This is a genomic window from Hominimerdicola intestinalis (assembly GCF_054655215.1).
This window is the reverse complement of record NZ_BAAHNZ010000001.1, coordinates 108865-126536: the sequence shown is the minus strand read 5'-3', so window position 1 is coordinate 126536 and position 17672 is coordinate 108865. Positions and strand designations below refer to the sequence as shown.

The window sequence follows — 17672 nt, the reverse complement described above, 5'->3', positions numbered from 1 at the left end:
CTGAAAGAGGAGGTAAACTATGGGCCAGAAAGTTAATCCACACGGACTGAGAGTCGGTGTGATCAAGGATTGGGATTCCCGCTGGTTTGCAGATAAGAGCACTTTCGGCGACACATTGGTTGAGGATTACAACGTTCGTAATTATATTCTTAAAGAGTTGAACAGACGTTCAAAGAATCCGGCTGATAAGTGCGTTTATGCAGGTGTTCCTAAGATTGAGATCGAAAGATTTGCCGACAACGACGGAGGACAGAAGGTTAAGATCCACATTCACTGTGCTAAGCCTGGTCTTGTTATCGGAAGAGGCGGAGCAGAGATCGAAAAGCTTCGTGCAAACCTTGAAAAGAAAATCGGCAAGAAAGTTGCTGTCAATATCGTAGAAGTAAAGCAGCCCGATATCAACGCTCAGCTCGTAGCTGAGAAGATCGCTCACGATCTTGAGGACAGAATTTCCTTCAGACGCGCGATGAAGCAGGCTATCGGCAGAGCTATGAAGCTCGGTGCAAAGGGTATTAAGGTAAGAACCTCAGGCCGTCTTGCAGGAGCTGAGATCGCAAGAAGCGAAACTTATCACGAAGGTACTATTCCGCTTCAGACGATCAGAGCCGATATCGACTACGGTACCGCAGAGGCTCATACGACTTACGGCCGTCTCGGCGTAAAGGTATGGATCTACCGCGGAGAAGTTCTTAAGGGCGAGGTTGCCGCTTCTGACAGGAAGGATACTTCCGACAGAAGACGCAGCAGAAGAGACGGCGACAGACCTAACAGAGGACGCCGCGACTTCAATAAGTCTAGAAGAGAAGGAGGTAACAATTAATGCTGCTTCCAAAGAGAGTTAAGTACAGAAGAGTACAGAGAGGCCGTATGAAGGGCAAGGCCACAAGAGGAAACAAGGTTACGTACGGTGAGTACGGACTTCAGGCTACTCAGCCTGCATGGATCACCTCTAACCAGATCGAGGCTGCCCGTATCGCTATGACAAGATATATCAAGCGTGGCGGTCAGGTATGGATCAAGATATTCCCGGATAAGCCGGTTACTGAAAAGCCTGCTGAAACACGAATGGGTTCAGGAAAGGGTTCTCCTGAGTACTGGGTTGCTGTTGTTAAACCGGGCAGAGTTATGTTTGAGATCGCAGGAGTAAGCGAGGAAGTTGCAAGAGAGGCTATGAGACTTGCAATGCACAAGCTTCCTGTAAAGTGTAAGTTTGTTAAGAAAGAAACTCAGGAAACGGGTGGTGAGCAATAATGAAAGCAAATGAAATCAAGGATCTATCTGCTGCCGAGCTTAACGAAAAGCTGGCAGAGCTTAAGCAGGAGCTTTTTAACCTTCGTTTTCAGCACGCCGTAAATCAGTTGGAAAACCCAATGAGAATGAAGGCTGTAAAGAAGGATATTGCTCGTGTAAAGACATTCATTCGTAAGCAAGAGTCCGGCGTTCAGTAATCACGAAGGGAGGATTTAACTGTGAGCGAAAGAAATCTTAGAAAAACAAGAGTGGGCAAGGTCGTATCAAACAAGATGGACAAGACGATCGTCGTTGCTATCGAGGATAACGTTCAGCACCCTCTTTATAAGAAAATCATCAAGAGAACAGTTAAGCTTAAGGCGCACGATGAAAACAACGTTTGCAACATCGGCGACAAGGTTGAAGTTATGGAAACCCGTCCTATGTCCAAGGACAAGAGATGGCGTTTGGTTAACGTTCTCGAGCAGGCTAAGTAATAATAATTAATACAAGGTAGACGGCAGCAATGCTCTGCCGTGACCTTTTAATGTTGTGAAAGGAGGAACGCACTGTGATACAGATGCAGACTAGCCTGAAAGTTGCAGATAACTCCGGCGCCAAGGAGCTTATGTGCATCAGAGTTTTAGGCGGAACACGCAGAAGGTATGCAAACATCGGTGACGTTGTAGTTGCTTCGGTCAAGAAGGCAACACCAGGCGGCGTTGTTAAAAAAGGCGATGTTGTTAAAGCAGTAATCGTTCGTTCAGCTAAGGGTCTTCGCCGCGCAGACGGAACATATATCCGTTTCGACGAAAACGCTGCTGTTATTATTAAGGAAGATAAAAACCCAAGAGGTACACGTATTTTTGGACCAGTTGCTAAAGAGCTGCGCGAGAAGGATTATCTGAAGATTCTTTCGCTGGCTCCCGAAGTGCTTTAATAGGAGGTGTCGTTAATGAATAAGGTACACGTTAAAACAGGCGACACAGTTGTTATCCTTTCAGGTAAGGATAAGGGCAAGAAGGGCAAGGTTCTCCAGGTTTCGCCTAAGGAAGGCAAGGTAATCGTAGAGGGTCTTAATATTGCCACAAAGCACGTTAAGCCGAGAAGACAGGGCGAGCAGGGCGGAATCGTAAGCGCCGAGGCAGCTTTGTATGCGTCTAAGGTTCAGGCAGTATGTCCTAAGTGCGGAAAGCCCACAAGAATAGCTCATAAGATTCTTGAGGACGGCACAAAGGTAAGAGTATGCAAGAACGCAGACTGCGGCGAAGAATTTTAATAAGGAGGAGATTTTACGATGGCTGCAAGATTAAAAGAATATTATGTTAGCACCGTAGCTCCTGCTATGATGAAGAAATTCCAGTATGCTAACGTTATGCAGATTCCGAAGCTTGACAAGGTTGTTATCAACGTAGGCTGCGGAGCTGATAAGGACAATAAAAAGGTTATCGACGCTATTATGAGCGATCTGGCTGCAATTACCGGTCAGAAGCCTATCGTCTGCAAGGCTAAGAAGTCGGTTGCTAACTTCAAGCTCCGCGACGGACAGATAATCGGCGTAAAGGTTACGCTCAGAGCCGAGAGAATGTATGAGTTCGTTGACAGACTGTTCAACGTTGCATTCCCACGTGTAAGAGACTTCAGAGGCATCAGCGCCAACTCGTTTGACGGAAGAGGAAACTACTCTACCGGTATCAAGGAGCAGCTGATCTTCCCTGAGATCGAATATGATAAGATAGATAAGGTTCGCGGTATGGATATCAACTTTATTACTACCGCTAACACAGACGAAGAGGCTAAGGAGCTTTTGTCCCTTATGGGCGCTCCGTTCGCTAAGTAAGGTTAAGAGGAGGAAAATTCAATGGCTAAAAAGGCTATGATCAATAAACAGCAGGCAAAGCCTAAGTATTCCACTCGTGCTTACAACAGATGTAAAATCTGTGGAAGACCTCATGCTTATTTGAGAAAGTTCGGTATCTGCCGTATCTGCTTCAGAGAATTGGCTCATGACGGTCAGATTCCTGGAGTTAAGAAGGCTAGTTGGTAAAAGGAGGTTAACAAGCATGCAAATTACTGATACAATAGCAGATTTATTGACCAGAATTCGTAATGCAAGTTCTGCAAAGCACGCAACAGTTGACGTTCCTGCATCTAATATGAAAAAGTCGATAACACAGATCCTTGTAGACGAGGGCTATGTCAAGGACTTTAAGATTATTGAGGACGGAAAACAGGGTATAATCAGAATTACTCTAAAATACGATGAGAACAGAAATCCGGTTATTACGGGACTCAGAAGAGTTTCAAAGCCCGGCTTGAGAATTTATTCAAGCTGTGAGGATATGCCTAAGGTAATGAAGGGACTGGGTATTGCAGTCGTTTCAACCTCAAAGGGTATCGTAACCGACAAAAAGGCAAGAGAGCTTAATGTCGGCGGAGAAGTTCTCGCATTTATCTGGTAAGGAGGACTAATATTATGTCTAGAATCGGAATCAAACCTATTAGTGTTCCTGCCGGCGTAGAGGTTTCTGTTGCAGACGGCAACGTTGTAACAGTTAAAGGCCCAAAGGGAACATTGACAAAATCCTTTAACAAGGATATGATCATCAAGTCGGAGAACGGAACGATAACGGTATCCCGTCCTACAGAGGATAAGTTCCATAAATCGCTTCACGGTCTGACTAGAACGCTTATTTTCAACATGGTTGAAGGCGTAACAAACGGTTTTTCAAAGACGCTTGAAATTGTCGGCGTAGGCTACAGAGCGGCAAAGCAGGGCAAGAACCTTGTAATGAACCTTGGTTTCTCTCATCAGGTAATCATTCCTGAAACAGACGAGATCAAGATCGACGTTCCTCAGCCTAACCAGATCGTAGTTTCGGGTATCGATAAGCAGGCAGTAGGTCAGTTCGCTTGCGAGATCCGTGAGAAGCGTCCGCCGGAGCCTTATAAGGGTAAGGGTATTCGCTATACCGGCGAGTATGTTATCCGCAAGGAAGGAAAGGCCGGTAAGGGCAGCAAGAAGTAATTAAAAGGAGAGAATTACTATGGTGAAAAAGCTTGACAGAGCGAAGGCAAGAGCAAAAAGACACGCAAGAGTCCGCAACAAAGTATCCGGAACTCCTGAGTGTCCGCGCCTGAACGTATTCCGCTCCTCAAAGCATATATATGCGCAGATCATTGACGATATCAACGGCGTAACGCTTTGTGCTGCTTCTTCAATGTCCAAGGATTTTGAAGGAAACGGCGGCAACAAGGACGGAGCCCGCAAGGTAGGCGAATTGATCGCTAAAGCGGCTGCTGAAAAGGGAATTGAGAATGTCGTATTCGACAGAGGCGGTTATCTTTATCACGGACGCGTACAAGAGTTAGCAGACGGAGCTCGCGAAGGCGGACTCAAGTTCTAAAAGGAGGGTATACTTTTGGCTATAATAGATGCTTCAACATTGGAACTTAGCGAAAAGGTAGTTGCTATTAACAGGGTATCCAAAACTGTTAAGGGCGGACGTATTATGAAGTTCTCTGCACTTATCGTAGTCGGCGACGGAAACGGTATCGTAGGTTTCGGAATCGGTAAATCAAGCGAAGTTCCCGACGCTATCCGCAAGGGTATCGAGGACGCTAAGAAGAATCTTATCAAGATCTCTCTGAAGGGTACGACTATTCCTCACGAGATCGTAGGTAAGTTCGGAGCAGGCGAGGTTCTGCTTAAGCCTGCCGCAGCCGGTACAGGAGTTATCGCAGGCGGTACGGTAAGAGCAGTAGTAGAAGCAGCGGGTATCAAGGATATAAGAGCGAAGTCGCTTCGTTCAAACAATCCCTGCAACGTTGTAAGAGCTACAATCAACGGTCTTGCGTCAGTAAAATCGGCTGAACAGGTCGCTGATAAGAGAGGCAAGTCAGTAAATGAAATTTTAGGCTAAGGAGGAAACAGCAATGGCAAACTTGAAGATCGAGTTGGTTAAAAGCCTTAACTCTAAGATTAAGAAGCAAGTGCTGACAGCTAATTCTCTTGGTCTTAGAAAAATCGGTGATGTAACGACCCAGCCTGACAACGCTCAGACTCAGGGAAAGATCAGAGTTATATCACACCTTATTAAAGTAACCGAAGCGTAAAGCAAGGAGGTGCGAAACATATGAAATTGCACGAATTATCACCTGCTGAGGGTTCTACAAAGGACGTAAAGCGTAAGGGCCGCGGACATGGTTCCGGAAACGGCAAAACTGCCGGAAAAGGTCATAAGGGTCAGAAGGCTCGTTCGGGCGGCGGAGTAAGACCTGGCTTTGAAGGCGGTCAGACATCGCTTGCCAGAAGAATTCCTAAGCGCGGATTCAACAATATTTTTGCAACTGAGTATGCCGTAATCAACGTTTCCGATCTGGAGAAATTTGTTGACGGTACAGTTGTAGATACCGAGCTTCTCAAGGCATCAGGTCTTGTTAAAAAGGAGCTTGACGGTGTTAAAGTTCTCGGAAACGGAGAGCTTACAAAGAATCTTACAGTAAAGGCTGCGGCTTTCTCAGCTTCTGCTAAGGAAAAGATTGAAAAGGCAGGCGGGAAGGCAGAGGTGATGTAATTGTGATAGAGACATTTCGTAATGCCTGGAAGGTTCCTGAATTAAGAAGGAAGCTTCTGTTTACATTCTTCATCATAATTATATACCGTATAGGAGGCGCGGTTCCCGTTCCTTATCTGGATTCGACCGCTCTCGCAGCATGGTTTGAGGACAGCAATGCGTCCGGTAACTTTTTCAGCTATCTGAACGTTTTGTCGGGAGGTAACTTTTCAAAGGCTACTCTTCTTGCACTGTCCGTAGGGCCTTATATCAACGCACAGATCATTATTCAGCTGCTTACCTACGCTCTTCCTCCTCTGGAAAGAATGCAGAAGGAAGGTCCTGAGGGCAGAAAGAAGCTGAACAAAATTACAAAGTACACCGCTTTGGCGATTTCCCTGTTCCAGGCTTGGGCGTACTATCTGACCCTGAAAAACTCAGCCAATGCGCTTATGTATAACGGCGGCTGGGAAAAGATCTATTCCGAGATCGTAATAATCGCTTGCTTTACCGCAGGTGCGTCGCTTACCATCTGGCTGGGCGATCAGATCAACGAAAAGGGTATTGGAAACGGTATCTCAATGCTGCTGTTTGCAGGAATTATAGCAAGAGGTCCTTCTGCAGTTTGGTCGCTGATCGAGCTTATGAAGACCGGAGAAGCTAAATATATGATCCTTGTTCCGATCATTATCGTTATATTTGTACTGATGATAGCGTTCATTATCTTTATGAACAACGCTGAAAGGCGTATACCTATCCAGTATGCAAAGCGTGTGGTAGGCAGAAAGCAGTACGGCGGACAGAACACGTTTATTCCTGTCAAGATAGCAATGAGCGGAGTTCTTCCTATAATTTTCGCTATGGCGTTTATGTCACTTCCCTCTACGCTTGAAATGTTCATCAAGCCGAGAGCTGACGGAACGGGCTTTTATAACGGACTGCTCAGGTGGTTCAGCTATACTCATCCGTTCTATGCCTGTCTGTATTTTCTGCTGATAATAGGATTTAACTACTTTTACGTTTCAATGCAGTACAACCCTGTTGAGATCGCAAATAATCTCAGACAGAACAACGGCGGCGTTCCCGGAATAAGACCAGGAAAGCCAACAAGCGACTATATCAAGAGAATTCTGTCAAAGATAACATTGGTAGGTGCGGTATTCCTCGGAATTATCGCTATCTTCCCTATCATCTTCGGCGCTGCGACCGGCGTAAATATTGCAATGGGCGGTACTTCGATCCTTATCGTAGTAAGCGTTGCTCTTGAAACCGTAAGAACTATGGAATCTCAGATGATGATGCGTCATCATAAGGGCTTTCTTGAATAAGCCTGAGGCTGAAAGTTAAGAGGAGTTAAATTATGAATCTTATTTTGTTAGGCGCGCCGGGTGCGGGAAAAGGCACTCAGGCAGAGGTTATCTGCAAGGCGCTGAACATTCCGACTATTTCAACCGGAAATATGCTCAGGGCTGCCGTTAAAGCAGGTACCGAGTACGGACTCAGGGCTAAGGCGGCTATGGACGCGGGAGACCTTGTATCCGACGATATAGTGATCGGTATTCTTAAGGACAGGATCAAGGAGCCGGACGCACAGAACGGCTTTATACTTGACGGTTTTCCCAGAACGGTTCCTCAGGCTGAGGCTCTGGACGCTATGGGAGTTAAGATCGACAAGGTAATAGAGATCCATGTTCCCGATGAAAAAATTCAGCAGAGATTGAGCGGCAGAAGAGTTTGTCTTGACTGCGGAGCGACTTATCATGTTGATTTCAAGCCGAGCAGGACGGAAGGCGTCTGCGACGTATGCGGCAAGCAGCTTGTTATCCGTAAAGACGACGAGCCGGAAACCGTAAAAAGCAGACTTAAAACATATCATGAGCAGACAGCACCGCTGAAGGGCTATTATGAGGCTCAGGGCAAGCTTGTTACCGTTGAGGGACAGGAAGAGGTAGCAGATACCTCTAAGCTGACGCTTGCGGCTCTGAACGCGTAACAGAAGAAGGCGTTTGTATGATATGTGTAAAATCCAATAAAGAGATCGCAAGAATGCAGAAGGCGGGCAAAATAACCGCCGGAGCGCTTATTGCGGCGGGCGAGGCCATCAGGCCGGGTATGACTACCAAGGAGCTTGATACGGTCGTCCGCAAATATATTACCTCTCACGGAGCAAAGCCCAGCTTTCTTGGTTACGGCGGATTTCCCGCCTCAGCCTGTATTTCCGTCAATGATGAGGTAATTCACGGGATCCCCGGCCCCCGCAGACTTGAGGAGGGCGACATTGTTTCGGTAGACGTCGGAGCTTATATCGACGGCTATCACGGAGATTCCTGCAAGACCTTTGCAGTCGGAGAAATTTCCGATAAGGCGAAGGCGCTGATGAAGTCTACCGAGGAAAGTCTTTATTTAGCTATAAAGATGATCAGACCGGGCGTAAGGCTCGGAGATATCGGAGCGGCTATTCAGAAGTATAATGAGGGAAACGGTTTTTCCGTAGTTAGGGAGTTTGTCGGTCACGGAGTAGGCAAAAACCTTCACGAAGAGCCTGAGGTGCCTAATTACGGCAAAGAGGGTCACGGAGTAAGGCTTGCGGCAGGTATGGTAGTCGCTATAGAGCCTATGATAAACGAGGGTACTGCTTCTGTAAAGGTAATGTCCGATGAATGGACCGTAAAGACAACAGACGGAAAGCTGTCCGCTCATTTTGAGCATACAATCGCTGTTACCTCTGACGGTGCGTTTATTTTAACGCAGCCGTAGCGGAGGGGCATTGTGGTTAATATAAGAGTCGGTTCGCTTGTCAAAGCGCGTGCGGGCCGTGATAAGGACCGCTGGTTCGTTGCAGTAGCGGTCAACGGCGGCTTTGTAGAAATCGCAGACGGAAAAGAGCGTAAGCTTGAAAAACCCAAGCGTAAGAATATAAAGCACATTTCACCCGCCGATACGGCAATAGACGTAAACGGACTGACAAACAAAAAGTTGAGAAAGCTGATCAATGAGTTCGAGACCCGGAACTTATATCAAGCAGACCGCCGGCCTTTGGACGGGGAGGTATTTTAATGTCAAAAGAAGATGTTATTGAACTTGAAGGAACGGTTGTGGAGGCGCTGCCTAACGCAACATTTCAGGTTGAACTTTCAAACGGTCATAAAATTCTTGCCCATGTTTCGGGTAAGCTTCGTATGAATTACATTCGTATCGTGCCCGGAGATAAGGTAACGGTCGAGATGTCACCTTATGACTTGACAAAGGGAAGAATCACCTGGAGGGCTAAGTAATTAGCTTTTCATCGTAAGAAAGAATTTGCCTGAGCGCTGATTCTTGTGTAATGTTAAAAGGAGGTATTTCAATGAAAGTAAGACCTTCAGTTAAGCCAATCTGCGAGAAATGCAAGGTAATCAAAAGAAAAGGCAAGATCATGGTAATCTGCCAGAATCCTAAGCATAAACAACGTCAGGGCTAACAAACCAATAATGGAGGTGCAGCTAAATAATGGCTCGTATTGCTGGAATCGACCTGCCGAAGGATAAAAGAGTTGAAATCGGTTTGACTTATATCTTCGGTATCGGTCAGAAAACTGCTACTAAGATTCTTGAGGAGACAGGCGTAAATCCTGATACAAGAGTAAAGGATCTGTCCGAGGACGACGTAGCAAAACTGCGTGAATATATTGATAAAAATTTGACGGTTGAGGGCGACCTTAGAAGAAACGTTGCTCTTAACATTAAGAGACTTGTTGAGATCGGTTGCTACAGAGGCGTTCGTCACAGAAGAGGTCTGCCTGTAAGAGGACAGAGAACCAAGACAAACGCAAGAACCCGCAAGGGACCTGTTAAGACAATCGCCAACAAGAAGAAGTAAGGAGGGTGTGAACAATGGCTCAGCCTAAGAAAAAGACTACTATCCGCCGCCGTCGTGAAAGAAAGAACATTGAACAGGGACAGGTTCATATCCAGTCAACTTTCAACAACACGATCGTTACGATCACTGATATGCAGGGCAACGCTATCTCATGGGCTTCCGCAGGCGGACTCGGCTTCAGAGGTTCTAAGAAATCAACTCCGTTCGCAGCTCAGACAGCGGCTGAAACAGCGGCAAAGGCAGCGAAGGAGCATGGTCTTAAATCCGTTGAGGTTTTCGTAAAGGGCCCCGGTGCCGGAAGAGAAGCGGCTATCAGAGCTTTGCAGTCTGAGGATCTGGAAGTAAGAATGATCAAGGACGTTACTCCTATTCCTCACAACGGATGCCGTCCTCCTAAGAGAAGACGCGTATAACAGACGATTTGAGTTTCAAGTTTACTCAAAGTCGGGTAAAGGAATTCGCCTTAAGACCCGATATAACATTAAAAACGGAGGTTTATTACTATGGCAGTAAGCAGAGAACCGATTCTTAAGAGATGCAAATATCTCGGAATCAGCCCTATGGTTATGGGCGTTGCAAAGGAAACAAAGCGCGACCCAAACGCAAACAAGAGAAAAAAGGTTTCTGAATACGGACTTCAGCTCAAGGAAAAGCAGAAGCTGAAATTTATATATGGAATGCTCGAGAAGCAGTTCTATCACTATTTTGAAATCGCTCAGAAGATGGAGGGTCAGGCCGGTGCAAACCTGATCACGCTCTGCGAGTCAAGACTCGACAGCGTAGTTTTCAGAATGGGACTTGCTACAACAAGACGTGAGGCACGTCAGCTTGTAGTTCACGGACACTACAATGTAAACGGCAAAAGAGTTGACATTCCTTCCTACAGAATCAAGGTCGGCGACGTAATTTCACTCAGAGACGCAAGCAAAAAGAGCGAAAAGTTCAAGCAGATTATCGAGACAACGACCGGCAGAATTACTCCTACATGGCTTGATGTAAACAAGGACGAGCAGAGCGCTAAGGTTGTTCGTATGCCTGTCAAGGAAGATTTGGATTACGAAATAGAAGAGCACCTCATTGTCGAGCTGTATTCTAAGTAATCTAAGTTGCAGAGTATTTTCTGCATTCGGGTTATCCGGAACTATAAAACCATTTATTCGTGTAAAAACTATTCGAGTTTGAAAACAGGAGGGTTTTAAATGCTTGAAAAAATAGAAAAGCCTGAGATTGAAACAGCTGAGCTTAAAGGCGACGGAACTTACGGAAAGTTTATTCTCGAGCCATTAGAGCGCGGCTACGGTATTACTCTGGGAAATTCTCTCAGAAGAGTACTGCTCTCCTCTTTGCCCGGTGTTGCCGTTACATCTGTAAAGATAGACGGCGTACACCACGAACTATCTACAATACCCGGAGTTAAGGAGGACGTAACGGAAATAATCCTTAACCTCAAGGGACTGACTGCGAAGCTATACGGTGAGGGTCCTAAGACTATTTATATCGAGGCGGAGGGCGAGTGCGTCGTTACTGCAGGCGATATTAAAACCGATTCTGAGGTTGATATTCTGGTTCCTGATATGCATATTGCTACGCTGGGTGCAGGCGCTAAGCTTTATATGGAGATCGTAATCGACAGAGGCCGCGGTTACGTTTCCGCAGAAAAGAACAAGGCGCTTATGACTAACGCACCGATCGGTGTGATTGCTGTTGACAGTATTTATACGCCGGTATTAAAGGTAAACTTTACGGTTGACAATACCCGTGTAGGTCAGATTACCGATTATGACAAGCTTACTCTGGAGGTTTGGACAGACGGAACGATCTCTGCAAAGGAAGCTGTGTCATTGGCAGCCAAACTCCTCAACGAGCATCTGAATCTCTTTATAGATTTGTCCGAAGAGACAAATGTTGTTGAGATGATGGTAGAAAAGGATGATAAGGGTAAGGAAAAAATCCTTGAGATGACCATTGAGGAACTTGACTTATCCGTGCGTTCGTTCAACTGTCTGAAACGTGCGGGAATCAACACCGTTAACGACTTGATAGAAAAGTCGGCAGAAGAAATGATGAAGGTTAGAAACCTTGGTAAAAAATCATTTGATGAGGTTAAGGAAAAGCTCCATTCTCTGGGCTATGACCTCAGTTCTGAAGAAGATAAATAATGTAAGGAGTGAATATCTATGCCAGGCACAAGAAAGCTGGGAAGGGCTACTGACCACAGAAAAGCAATGCTCAGAGCAATGGTCACATACCTTCTTGAAAACGGTAAGATTGAAACAACTGTAACTAGAGCTAAAGAGGTTAGCGCTATGACCGATAAGATGATTACTTTAGGCAAAGCGGGCGACCTTCATTCCAAGCGTCAGGCGCTTTCATATATAACTAAGGAAAGCGTTGCTAAGAAGCTTTTTGACGACATCGCTCCTTCCTATGAGGGAAGAAACGGCGGCTATACAAAGATCGTTAAGATCGGTCCCCGCCGCGGCGACGCAGCTGAAATGGCTATTATTCAGTTGGTTTAATATCAGAATAAAACGGTACGGCTTAAATGCTGTACCGTTTTTTGTGTTTAAATTGACGAATAACGGTTGATTTCTGCCGCAGATTTTGGTATAATAATAGCATAGCTGAAAGGAGCTGAGCATATTATGAAAAAATCAGCGGTAATGCTGTCGGCGCTGATAGCTGCTGCGGCGTTAATTACGTCCTGCGGAAACGGCGGCTCAGGAGAAAAGGAGAATGAAAAGATGAATTATCCCGTTTTAGACAGTTCAAATGTCAAGCTGCTGGGAAGGACATATCTTTCCGGGGATACCCTATATTTGGCTTTTTCGGGAACAGGGGCAGAGTTCACCTATACTGGAAGCAAGCTGGAGCTTCAGCTTGAGGGTGATGCCAAGGCAGGCTCGTCGGACGGAGAAGCGAGAATAGCGGTATATGTAAACGGCGAAAGAACTCAGGATTTTATGATGGATGAAAAGGAAAAGAACATTGTGCTGTTTGAAGCCGAAAAGGAGGAGAGCGCCGAAATAAAAATCGTAAAGCTTTCCGAATGTGCAATGTCAAATGTGGGGATCAAAAATCTGGAGCTTAACGGCGGAAGCATTAAGCCGGCGGAAAATAAGGACAGAAGGATAGAATTTATAGGCGACTCGATAACCTGCGGCTACGGCGTAGACGACGAGGATCCCTCTCACAGCTTCAATACGAAAACCGAGGACTGTACAAAGGCCTACGCCTATAAGACAGCTCAGAAGCTTAACGCCGATTACAGTCTTGTATCAATAAGCGGCTACGGAATTATATCGGGCTATACTGCCGATCCGGAAAAAATAAGTGCTAATCAGACAATTCCGCCGTATTATGAAAAGCTGGGCTTCTGTTACAGTACATATGCAAACGGCGAGAAGCCATCGGATATAGCGTGGGATTTTTCAAAATTCAAGCCAGACTGCATAGTTATAAATCTGGGAACGAACGACGCAAGCTACTGCAATTCAACCGAAAAGAAGGATACTTTCAGAGATTCGTATAAGGAATTTCTGAAAACCGTCCGTAAAAATAATCCCGACGCGAAGATATTCTGTACGCTTGGAATAATGGGTCAGACTATGTATCCCAGTATCGAGGAAGCGGTTTATTATTACACAAAGGAAACAGGCGACGAAAATATTCTCTGCGTGCAGTTTGAAAATCAACAGCAGGCAGACGGACTTGCGGCGGATTACCACCCGACGGAAGCTACTCATGAAAAAGCCTCGGAGCTTTTGACGGAAGCAATAAAAAAGGAGATGGGCTGGACATAGGATAAGGCGCAGAGTCTGATCTCTTAGCAAATCGGTAATAAGCCCTATAAACAGATCCACTTAAATTGATAGATCTGCAGGGGTTTGGGATATTCCCGGCTCTACAAAATCAGCTTATGCAGTGATAGAAAAAAGCTGTAAATCGGTTAAAAGATAAACCCCGCAAGGAAGATCTCTTCTTTGCGGGGTTTTACAATTAGCTGTTTGGTTAAATATTTACGATAGCTTTGCGCTTATTTCTTCTTCTTGACTACAAGCGCCGCAGAACTCAGCAGGATAAGTCCCGTCAAAGCTATGCCGCCGCCGGTAGACGGGTTAGGATCTTTTGCAGAACCGGAAGAATTTGAGGACGCCGCAGAAGAACCTGACGCCGCAGATACTACATTTTCTGTACTTGTGTCAGCAGATGATAAAGAGTCTGAAGTGCTGCTTTCCTCAAGGCTTTCAGTTTCAGATACGTCCTTTGATTCAGCCTCGGAGCTTTCCGCTTCGCTGCTGCTTACCTCGGGAGGTGTGACCTTTCCTTCGGCGATCTCTCTGTACGCCGCTTCAAGTTCGCTGTCGCTCATTTTACAGGAATATCTGTCGTATATGCTGTATTTGCTGGTTATATCCCACAGCACCGGACAAATATCTCTTGCGTATGCAGACGCCGCTACGGTAGTAAGAAAATTGTTTATCTGTTCGGTAGTCTTGTTTTCGGCGGCAACTCCGTACTCACCCATAATAACAGGAATTCCTTTATCAATAAAGTTTTCCTTCATCATATCAAGATTATTATAAAGCTCCAGAAGCTCTGCGTCTGTACCCCATTCTGTCTGGGCCTTGCCCCAGCTTGCGTCCTCTGTAAGAATACAGAAGGTTGACGGAGTATAGTAGTGAATTGATACGGCACAGCGGCCGGCAGGATCCTTTGGCATTTCAAAAAGACTGTCGCAGGTAAGATGAATATCCGTACCGTAACCGGCGATAAGCAAATGACGGGAAGGGTTATTTCCTCCGCTGTTTCTTACTATATCCACAAACTTCTGATTTATCTCATTCAGCAGACCGTATGCTTCGGATTTTCCTGCTGACGAACCGCTGTAACGATTCCATAAGCTGTCCCAGCAGCCTTCTTCGTTGAGGGATTCAAACATAAGATGTTCGTCGTAATCCTTGAAGGAATCGGAAAGCTGAGTCCAGATACGCTCGTATTTGTACATACAGGTTTCTTTGTCAGTGGGGAAGTTTTCCCACCAGCCGCTGTCGTAGTGAATATTCATCACAACGTACAGATCGGCTTCGTATGCCCAGTCAACGACCTCTTTTACTCTTGAAATATAGTCGGGATTGATCGTATAATCGTCACCCATCATATTAGACCATGCCACAGGGATCCTGAGAACTCCGAATCCTGAGTCGGCAATTCCCTGGATCATATCCTGAGTAATAACAGGACTTCCCCATGCGGTCTCATAGTTTTTGACGCTGGAGCTGTTTATCCAGGTTCCGCAGGATTCAAAGGTGTTGCCGAGATTTATTCCCAGTCCCATATCCTTGACTATCTCCATAGTAGTCATATCAGACAAGAGCGTTTCATCGGCAGCTGCCGGCAGGCCTGCCGCAGAAACCGCCAGGCCTGCGCATAATACCGCACAGGCGGCTTTCTTTAGCTTTTCTTTGATCATTTTTTATACTGTGTGCAAAAGATCTGCACACAGGCTTCCTCCTTTTCATACTTATTTGCTTACAGTTGAAATCGTATACATTAATTATAGCATATAACAGCTGAAAGTCAATTGATTGTATATCTTTTTAGAGGATAAGTCAGTTTTAAAGCTGTTTATTTGTCTATGTTGACAAATAAAAAAAGCCGCAGCAACGCGGCTTTTATATTATTGCTGAGGAACTACAGCGAAAAATACAAGGTCGGTATCCCCGCTGTTAATAAGGCTGTGTGAATGACCCTTGGGGCAGTAATGACACATTCCCTCAGATATGGCTTCTTTTTCGCTGTCGAAAATTACCGTTCCGCTGCCGTTTAGTATGTATATTATCTCGCTGTTTTCGTCATGGCTGTGAAAGCCGATGGAAGAGCCCGGTTCAAGCCGTCCGTGCAGGATACGGTTTATATCATCGCTGTACATTTTTGCCGACAATGCTCCTTCACCGCCCTTAAAGCCTTCAAAAACGGCTTCGTCGGCAGTTTTAAAATCAAGTATCATTTTCTTATCTCCTTTACTTTCAGATGGGAACAGATTTAAAGCCAGCGCCGTAAGAACAATAAATCCGGCAGTTGCCTCAACGGGATACCAGATCAGGTGCTCTGCGCTGAGAAGCATGGGCAGAGTGCAGATAGCGCCGCAGGGGGGAAAATAAAGTCCTGTAAGCCTAACGGCAAGCAGTACCGCTGCACCGGATATAACTGCGGAGGCAGTCAGCGGAAGTCCTGCCAGTTCGTTCAGCAGGAGTCTGCATAACACTCCGGAGAATGAAGCGATGAGTATAAGCAGTACGGCGGTTTTATAACGGCATCTGAGCTTTGAGCCGGGAAACGACATTTCGGCGTAACCTACTATAAGAGGAGGTACGATAAAATACAGCTCGCCTGTAATTATCGGAACAGCTGCCGCCGCCGCAATAATAATGGTGTGCTTCAGCCAGAAGAACAGGGATTTTTTATTTATTTTTGCAGGGGTAAAAGCTGCTGGTTTATGTATTTCAGCTTTATCAAGAAGATACTGCAAGGCAAGAATGATTCCCGTCATAATAATTACGGATATAACGTAGATAAAGGTTTCAGTGCCTAAAATCACAGGAAGTACGCAAGCGGAGATCATGGGTACAAAGCTGGTTTTTGAAATCATTAGTCCTACAGCAGCACAGGCAAATGCCAGAGGAAGCTTTATTATAAGCGGAACCGGTACAAATCTGACCAGCAGAACGCCAGCAAGGGACATAACGGATATTGAAAGAAACAGACGAAGCCGGTTTGTGTTCCATGGCTGGACAGGAGCGATCAGGGCGCCTACAGCGACCGCCGTTATTTCGGGAAATATAATTTCACGGTTTCCCGTAAGCTCGGCAGCTCCTGTCATTACGGCTATAACCGTCAGGGTCAGAAGATAAGGAACAGCCTTTTTAATGCGTAAACTATTCATTTTCAAAAAGCGGAGTGGAAAAGTAACGCTCTGCGGTATCGGGGAGAACCGTTACAACCGTTTTTCCCTTTCCGAGCTTTTCTGCAAGCTTCAAGGCGGCGGCTACATTCGTACCGCTTGAAATACCGCACATTATCCCCTCTTTTTTAGCCAGATCCTTTGCTGTAGAAATAGCCTCTTCGTCCGTTACCACATATATATTATCGTATATGCTTAAATTCAGGTTTTTGGGGATAAGGCCGTCCCCTATGCCCATCTGGAGGTGAGTTCCGATAGTTCCTCCCGCAAGGATAGCCGCATTTTCAGGCTCAACAGCCCAGATCTCAATATCAGGATTCTGCGCTTTCAGAACTTCTCCTATCCCGCTTATCGTTCCGCCTGTACCGATACCCGAGCAAAAGCCGTGGATAGGTCCTTCTACCTGCTCCATCAGCTCAAGACCCGTATGGTGCTTGTGAGCAAGGGGGTTTGCCGGGTTCTCGAACTGCTGAGGAACATATACGTCGGGGTTTTCTTCCGCCATTTTAAGGGCGGTTTTAAGGCACTCGTCAATACAGTCGCCTATATTTCCCGAATCATGAATAAGCTTTACCTCCGCACCGTAGTGAGCGACAAGCTTGCGCCGTTCCTCACTTACTGAATCGGGCATTATTATCACAGTTCTGTACCCCTTTACTGCCCCAATAAGCGCAAGTCCTATTCCCTGATTACCGCTTGTCGGCTCGACGATTATCGTGTTCTTATTTATAAGTCCCTTTTCCTCAGCGTCGCTTATCATTTTATATGCGGTTCTGGTTTTTATCGAGCCGCCGACATTGAGTCCTTCAAATTTAACAAGAACCTGAGCCGAATTTTCGCCGGTCATTCTGTTAAGTCTTATTATCGGAGTATGCCCTATAACTTCAAGAATATTGTTATGTATCATAAAATTGCCTGCATCAGTAACAGTCCTTGTGCAGGTCGGCCTCCCTTTCCCGATTGATTTATTCACTAACACATTATTATAGCATATTTATCCGGTTTATGCAACAGCCGCAGCAGGTATTTATTCTTGAAATATATAAAAATGCATAGTATAAATT

At 45.7% G+C, this 17672-nt stretch carries 29 protein-coding genes; 26 read left to right on the top strand and 3 right to left on the bottom strand.

The annotated features are described in order from the left end of the window. Window positions 1-19 precede the first annotated feature (19 nt). The 26 genes from rpsC to ACYQ0H_RS00500 all read left to right on the top strand — a co-directional run bounded on the left by rpsC (window position 20) and on the right by ACYQ0H_RS00500 (window position 13447). Complete coding sequence (gene rpsC / locus ACYQ0H_RS00625; protein WP_459810893.1) at window positions 20-820, top strand: 30S ribosomal protein S3; 801 nt, start codon at window positions 20-22, stop codon at window positions 818-820. Further along, window positions 820-1251 carry a 50S ribosomal protein L16 gene (gene rplP, locus ACYQ0H_RS00620; protein WP_459810892.1) on the top strand — a complete coding sequence of 144 codons (432 nt, stop codon included), beginning with the start codon at window positions 820-822 and terminating at the stop codon, window positions 1249-1251. Before rpsC ends, rplP begins: the two co-directional genes overlap by 1 nt. Continuing rightward, window positions 1251-1448, top strand: a complete 198-nt coding sequence (gene rpmC / locus ACYQ0H_RS00615; protein ID WP_124100465.1) for a 50S ribosomal protein L29 — start codon at window positions 1251-1253, stop codon at window positions 1446-1448. The genes rplP and rpmC overlap by 1 nt, the downstream gene beginning before the upstream one ends. Before the next feature lie 21 nt (window positions 1449-1469). Beyond that, complete coding sequence (gene rpsQ / locus ACYQ0H_RS00610; protein ID WP_459810891.1) at window positions 1470-1727, top strand: 30S ribosomal protein S17; 258 nt, start codon at window positions 1470-1472, stop codon at window positions 1725-1727. A gap of 74 nt (window positions 1728-1801) precedes the next feature. Continuing rightward, entirely contained in the window at window positions 1802-2170 is a 369-nt protein-coding gene (gene rplN / locus ACYQ0H_RS00605) for a 50S ribosomal protein L14 (RefSeq protein WP_124100469.1), read from the top strand. Window positions 2171-2185: 15 nt separating this feature from the next. Beyond that, on the top strand, window positions 2186-2509 hold the full coding sequence (gene rplX, locus ACYQ0H_RS00600) for a 50S ribosomal protein L24 (protein WP_459810890.1): 324 nt from the start codon (window positions 2186-2188) through the stop codon (window positions 2507-2509). 18 nt (window positions 2510-2527) lie between these two features. Further along, window positions 2528-3070 (top strand): 50S ribosomal protein L5, encoded by a 543-nt coding sequence (gene rplE, locus ACYQ0H_RS00595; RefSeq protein ID WP_459810889.1) that lies wholly within the window; start codon window positions 2528-2530, stop codon window positions 3068-3070. 21 nt (window positions 3071-3091) lie between these two features. After that, window positions 3092-3277, top strand: a complete 186-nt coding sequence (locus tag ACYQ0H_RS00590) for a type Z 30S ribosomal protein S14 (protein WP_124100475.1) — start codon at window positions 3092-3094, stop codon at window positions 3275-3277. A gap of 16 nt (window positions 3278-3293) precedes the next feature. After that, a complete protein-coding gene (gene rpsH, locus ACYQ0H_RS00585; RefSeq protein ID WP_459810888.1) occupies window positions 3294-3692 on the top strand; it encodes a 30S ribosomal protein S8 in 399 nt (132 codons plus the stop codon). A gap of 14 nt (window positions 3693-3706) precedes the next feature. Further along, a complete protein-coding gene (gene rplF, locus ACYQ0H_RS00580; protein WP_459810887.1) occupies window positions 3707-4258 on the top strand; it encodes a 50S ribosomal protein L6 in 552 nt (183 codons plus the stop codon). A 19-nt stretch (window positions 4259-4277) separates the two neighbouring features. Next, on the top strand, window positions 4278-4637 hold the full coding sequence (gene rplR, locus ACYQ0H_RS00575; protein WP_459810886.1) for a 50S ribosomal protein L18: 360 nt from the start codon (window positions 4278-4280) through the stop codon (window positions 4635-4637). Window positions 4638-4652: 15 nt separating this feature from the next. After that, on the top strand, window positions 4653-5153 hold the full coding sequence (gene rpsE, locus ACYQ0H_RS00570; protein WP_459810885.1) for a 30S ribosomal protein S5: 501 nt from the start codon (window positions 4653-4655) through the stop codon (window positions 5151-5153). 13 nt (window positions 5154-5166) lie between these two features. Continuing rightward, the gene (rpmD, locus tag ACYQ0H_RS00565; protein ID WP_459810884.1) at window positions 5167-5346 is read left to right on the top strand and encodes a 50S ribosomal protein L30; all 180 of its coding nucleotides are present in this window, start codon (window positions 5167-5169) and stop codon (window positions 5344-5346) included. Window positions 5347-5366: 20 nt separating this feature from the next. Continuing rightward, entirely contained in the window at window positions 5367-5807 is a 441-nt protein-coding gene (rplO, locus tag ACYQ0H_RS00560; RefSeq protein WP_459810883.1) for a 50S ribosomal protein L15, read from the top strand. Between the two features lie 2 nt (window positions 5808-5809). After that, a complete protein-coding gene (gene secY, locus ACYQ0H_RS00555; protein WP_459810882.1) occupies window positions 5810-7114 on the top strand; it encodes a preprotein translocase subunit SecY in 1305 nt (434 codons plus the stop codon). Between the two features lie 32 nt (window positions 7115-7146). Beyond that, window positions 7147-7779: an adenylate kinase gene (locus ACYQ0H_RS00550; protein ID WP_459810881.1), complete on the top strand. Its 633-nt coding sequence runs from the start codon at window positions 7147-7149 to the stop codon at window positions 7777-7779. 17 nt (window positions 7780-7796) lie between these two features. Continuing rightward, window positions 7797-8543: a type I methionyl aminopeptidase gene (gene map / locus ACYQ0H_RS00545; protein WP_459810880.1), complete on the top strand. Its 747-nt coding sequence runs from the start codon at window positions 7797-7799 to the stop codon at window positions 8541-8543. Between the two features lie 12 nt (window positions 8544-8555). Next, window positions 8556-8843 carry a KOW domain-containing RNA-binding protein gene (locus tag ACYQ0H_RS00540; RefSeq protein ID WP_459810879.1) on the top strand — a complete coding sequence of 96 codons (288 nt, stop codon included), beginning with the start codon at window positions 8556-8558 and terminating at the stop codon, window positions 8841-8843. Then, window positions 8843-9061 carry a translation initiation factor IF-1 gene (infA, locus tag ACYQ0H_RS00535; protein ID WP_124100497.1) on the top strand — a complete coding sequence of 73 codons (219 nt, stop codon included), beginning with the start codon at window positions 8843-8845 and terminating at the stop codon, window positions 9059-9061. The genes ACYQ0H_RS00540 and infA overlap by 1 nt, the downstream gene beginning before the upstream one ends. Window positions 9062-9132: 71 nt before the next feature. Beyond that, window positions 9133-9246: a 50S ribosomal protein L36 gene (rpmJ, locus tag ACYQ0H_RS00530; RefSeq protein WP_028505010.1), complete on the top strand. Its 114-nt coding sequence runs from the start codon at window positions 9133-9135 to the stop codon at window positions 9244-9246. Window positions 9247-9275: 29 nt separating this feature from the next. After that, on the top strand, window positions 9276-9644 hold the full coding sequence (gene rpsM, locus ACYQ0H_RS00525) for a 30S ribosomal protein S13 (protein WP_459810878.1): 369 nt from the start codon (window positions 9276-9278) through the stop codon (window positions 9642-9644). Window positions 9645-9658: 14 nt separating this feature from the next. After that, window positions 9659-10057, top strand: coding sequence for a 30S ribosomal protein S11 (gene rpsK, locus ACYQ0H_RS00520; protein ID WP_459810877.1), 399 nt, complete (start codon window positions 9659-9661; stop codon window positions 10055-10057). A gap of 90 nt (window positions 10058-10147) precedes the next feature. Next, window positions 10148-10744 carry a 30S ribosomal protein S4 gene (rpsD, locus tag ACYQ0H_RS00515; RefSeq protein WP_459810876.1) on the top strand — a complete coding sequence of 199 codons (597 nt, stop codon included), beginning with the start codon at window positions 10148-10150 and terminating at the stop codon, window positions 10742-10744. 99 nt (window positions 10745-10843) lie between these two features. Continuing rightward, complete coding sequence (locus ACYQ0H_RS00510) at window positions 10844-11803, top strand: DNA-directed RNA polymerase subunit alpha (protein WP_459810875.1); 960 nt, start codon at window positions 10844-10846, stop codon at window positions 11801-11803. 18 nt (window positions 11804-11821) lie between these two features. Continuing rightward, window positions 11822-12163, top strand: a complete 342-nt coding sequence (rplQ, locus tag ACYQ0H_RS00505; RefSeq protein ID WP_459810874.1) for a 50S ribosomal protein L17 — start codon at window positions 11822-11824, stop codon at window positions 12161-12163. Window positions 12164-12289: 126 nt separating this feature from the next. Next, window positions 12290-13447 (top strand): SGNH/GDSL hydrolase family protein, encoded by a 1158-nt coding sequence (locus ACYQ0H_RS00500; protein WP_459810873.1) that lies wholly within the window; start codon window positions 12290-12292, stop codon window positions 13445-13447. A 233-nt stretch (window positions 13448-13680) separates the two neighbouring features. Here the strand turns inward: ACYQ0H_RS00500 and ACYQ0H_RS00495 are convergent, their stop codons facing one another. The 3 genes from ACYQ0H_RS00495 to cysK form a co-directional block, all read right to left on the bottom strand. Then, window positions 13681-15117, bottom strand: coding sequence for a cellulase family glycosylhydrolase (locus ACYQ0H_RS00495; protein ID WP_459810872.1), 1437 nt, complete (start codon window positions 15115-15117; stop codon window positions 13681-13683). A gap of 207 nt (window positions 15118-15324) precedes the next feature. Continuing rightward, window positions 15325-16590, bottom strand: a complete 1266-nt coding sequence (locus ACYQ0H_RS00490; protein WP_459810871.1) for a cupin domain-containing protein — start codon at window positions 16588-16590, stop codon at window positions 15325-15327. Then, window positions 16583-17515: a cysteine synthase A gene (gene cysK / locus ACYQ0H_RS00485; protein WP_459810870.1), complete on the bottom strand. Its 933-nt coding sequence runs from the start codon at window positions 17513-17515 to the stop codon at window positions 16583-16585. The genes ACYQ0H_RS00490 and cysK overlap by 8 nt, the downstream gene beginning before the upstream one ends. Between the last annotated feature and the right edge of the window lie 157 nt (window positions 17516-17672).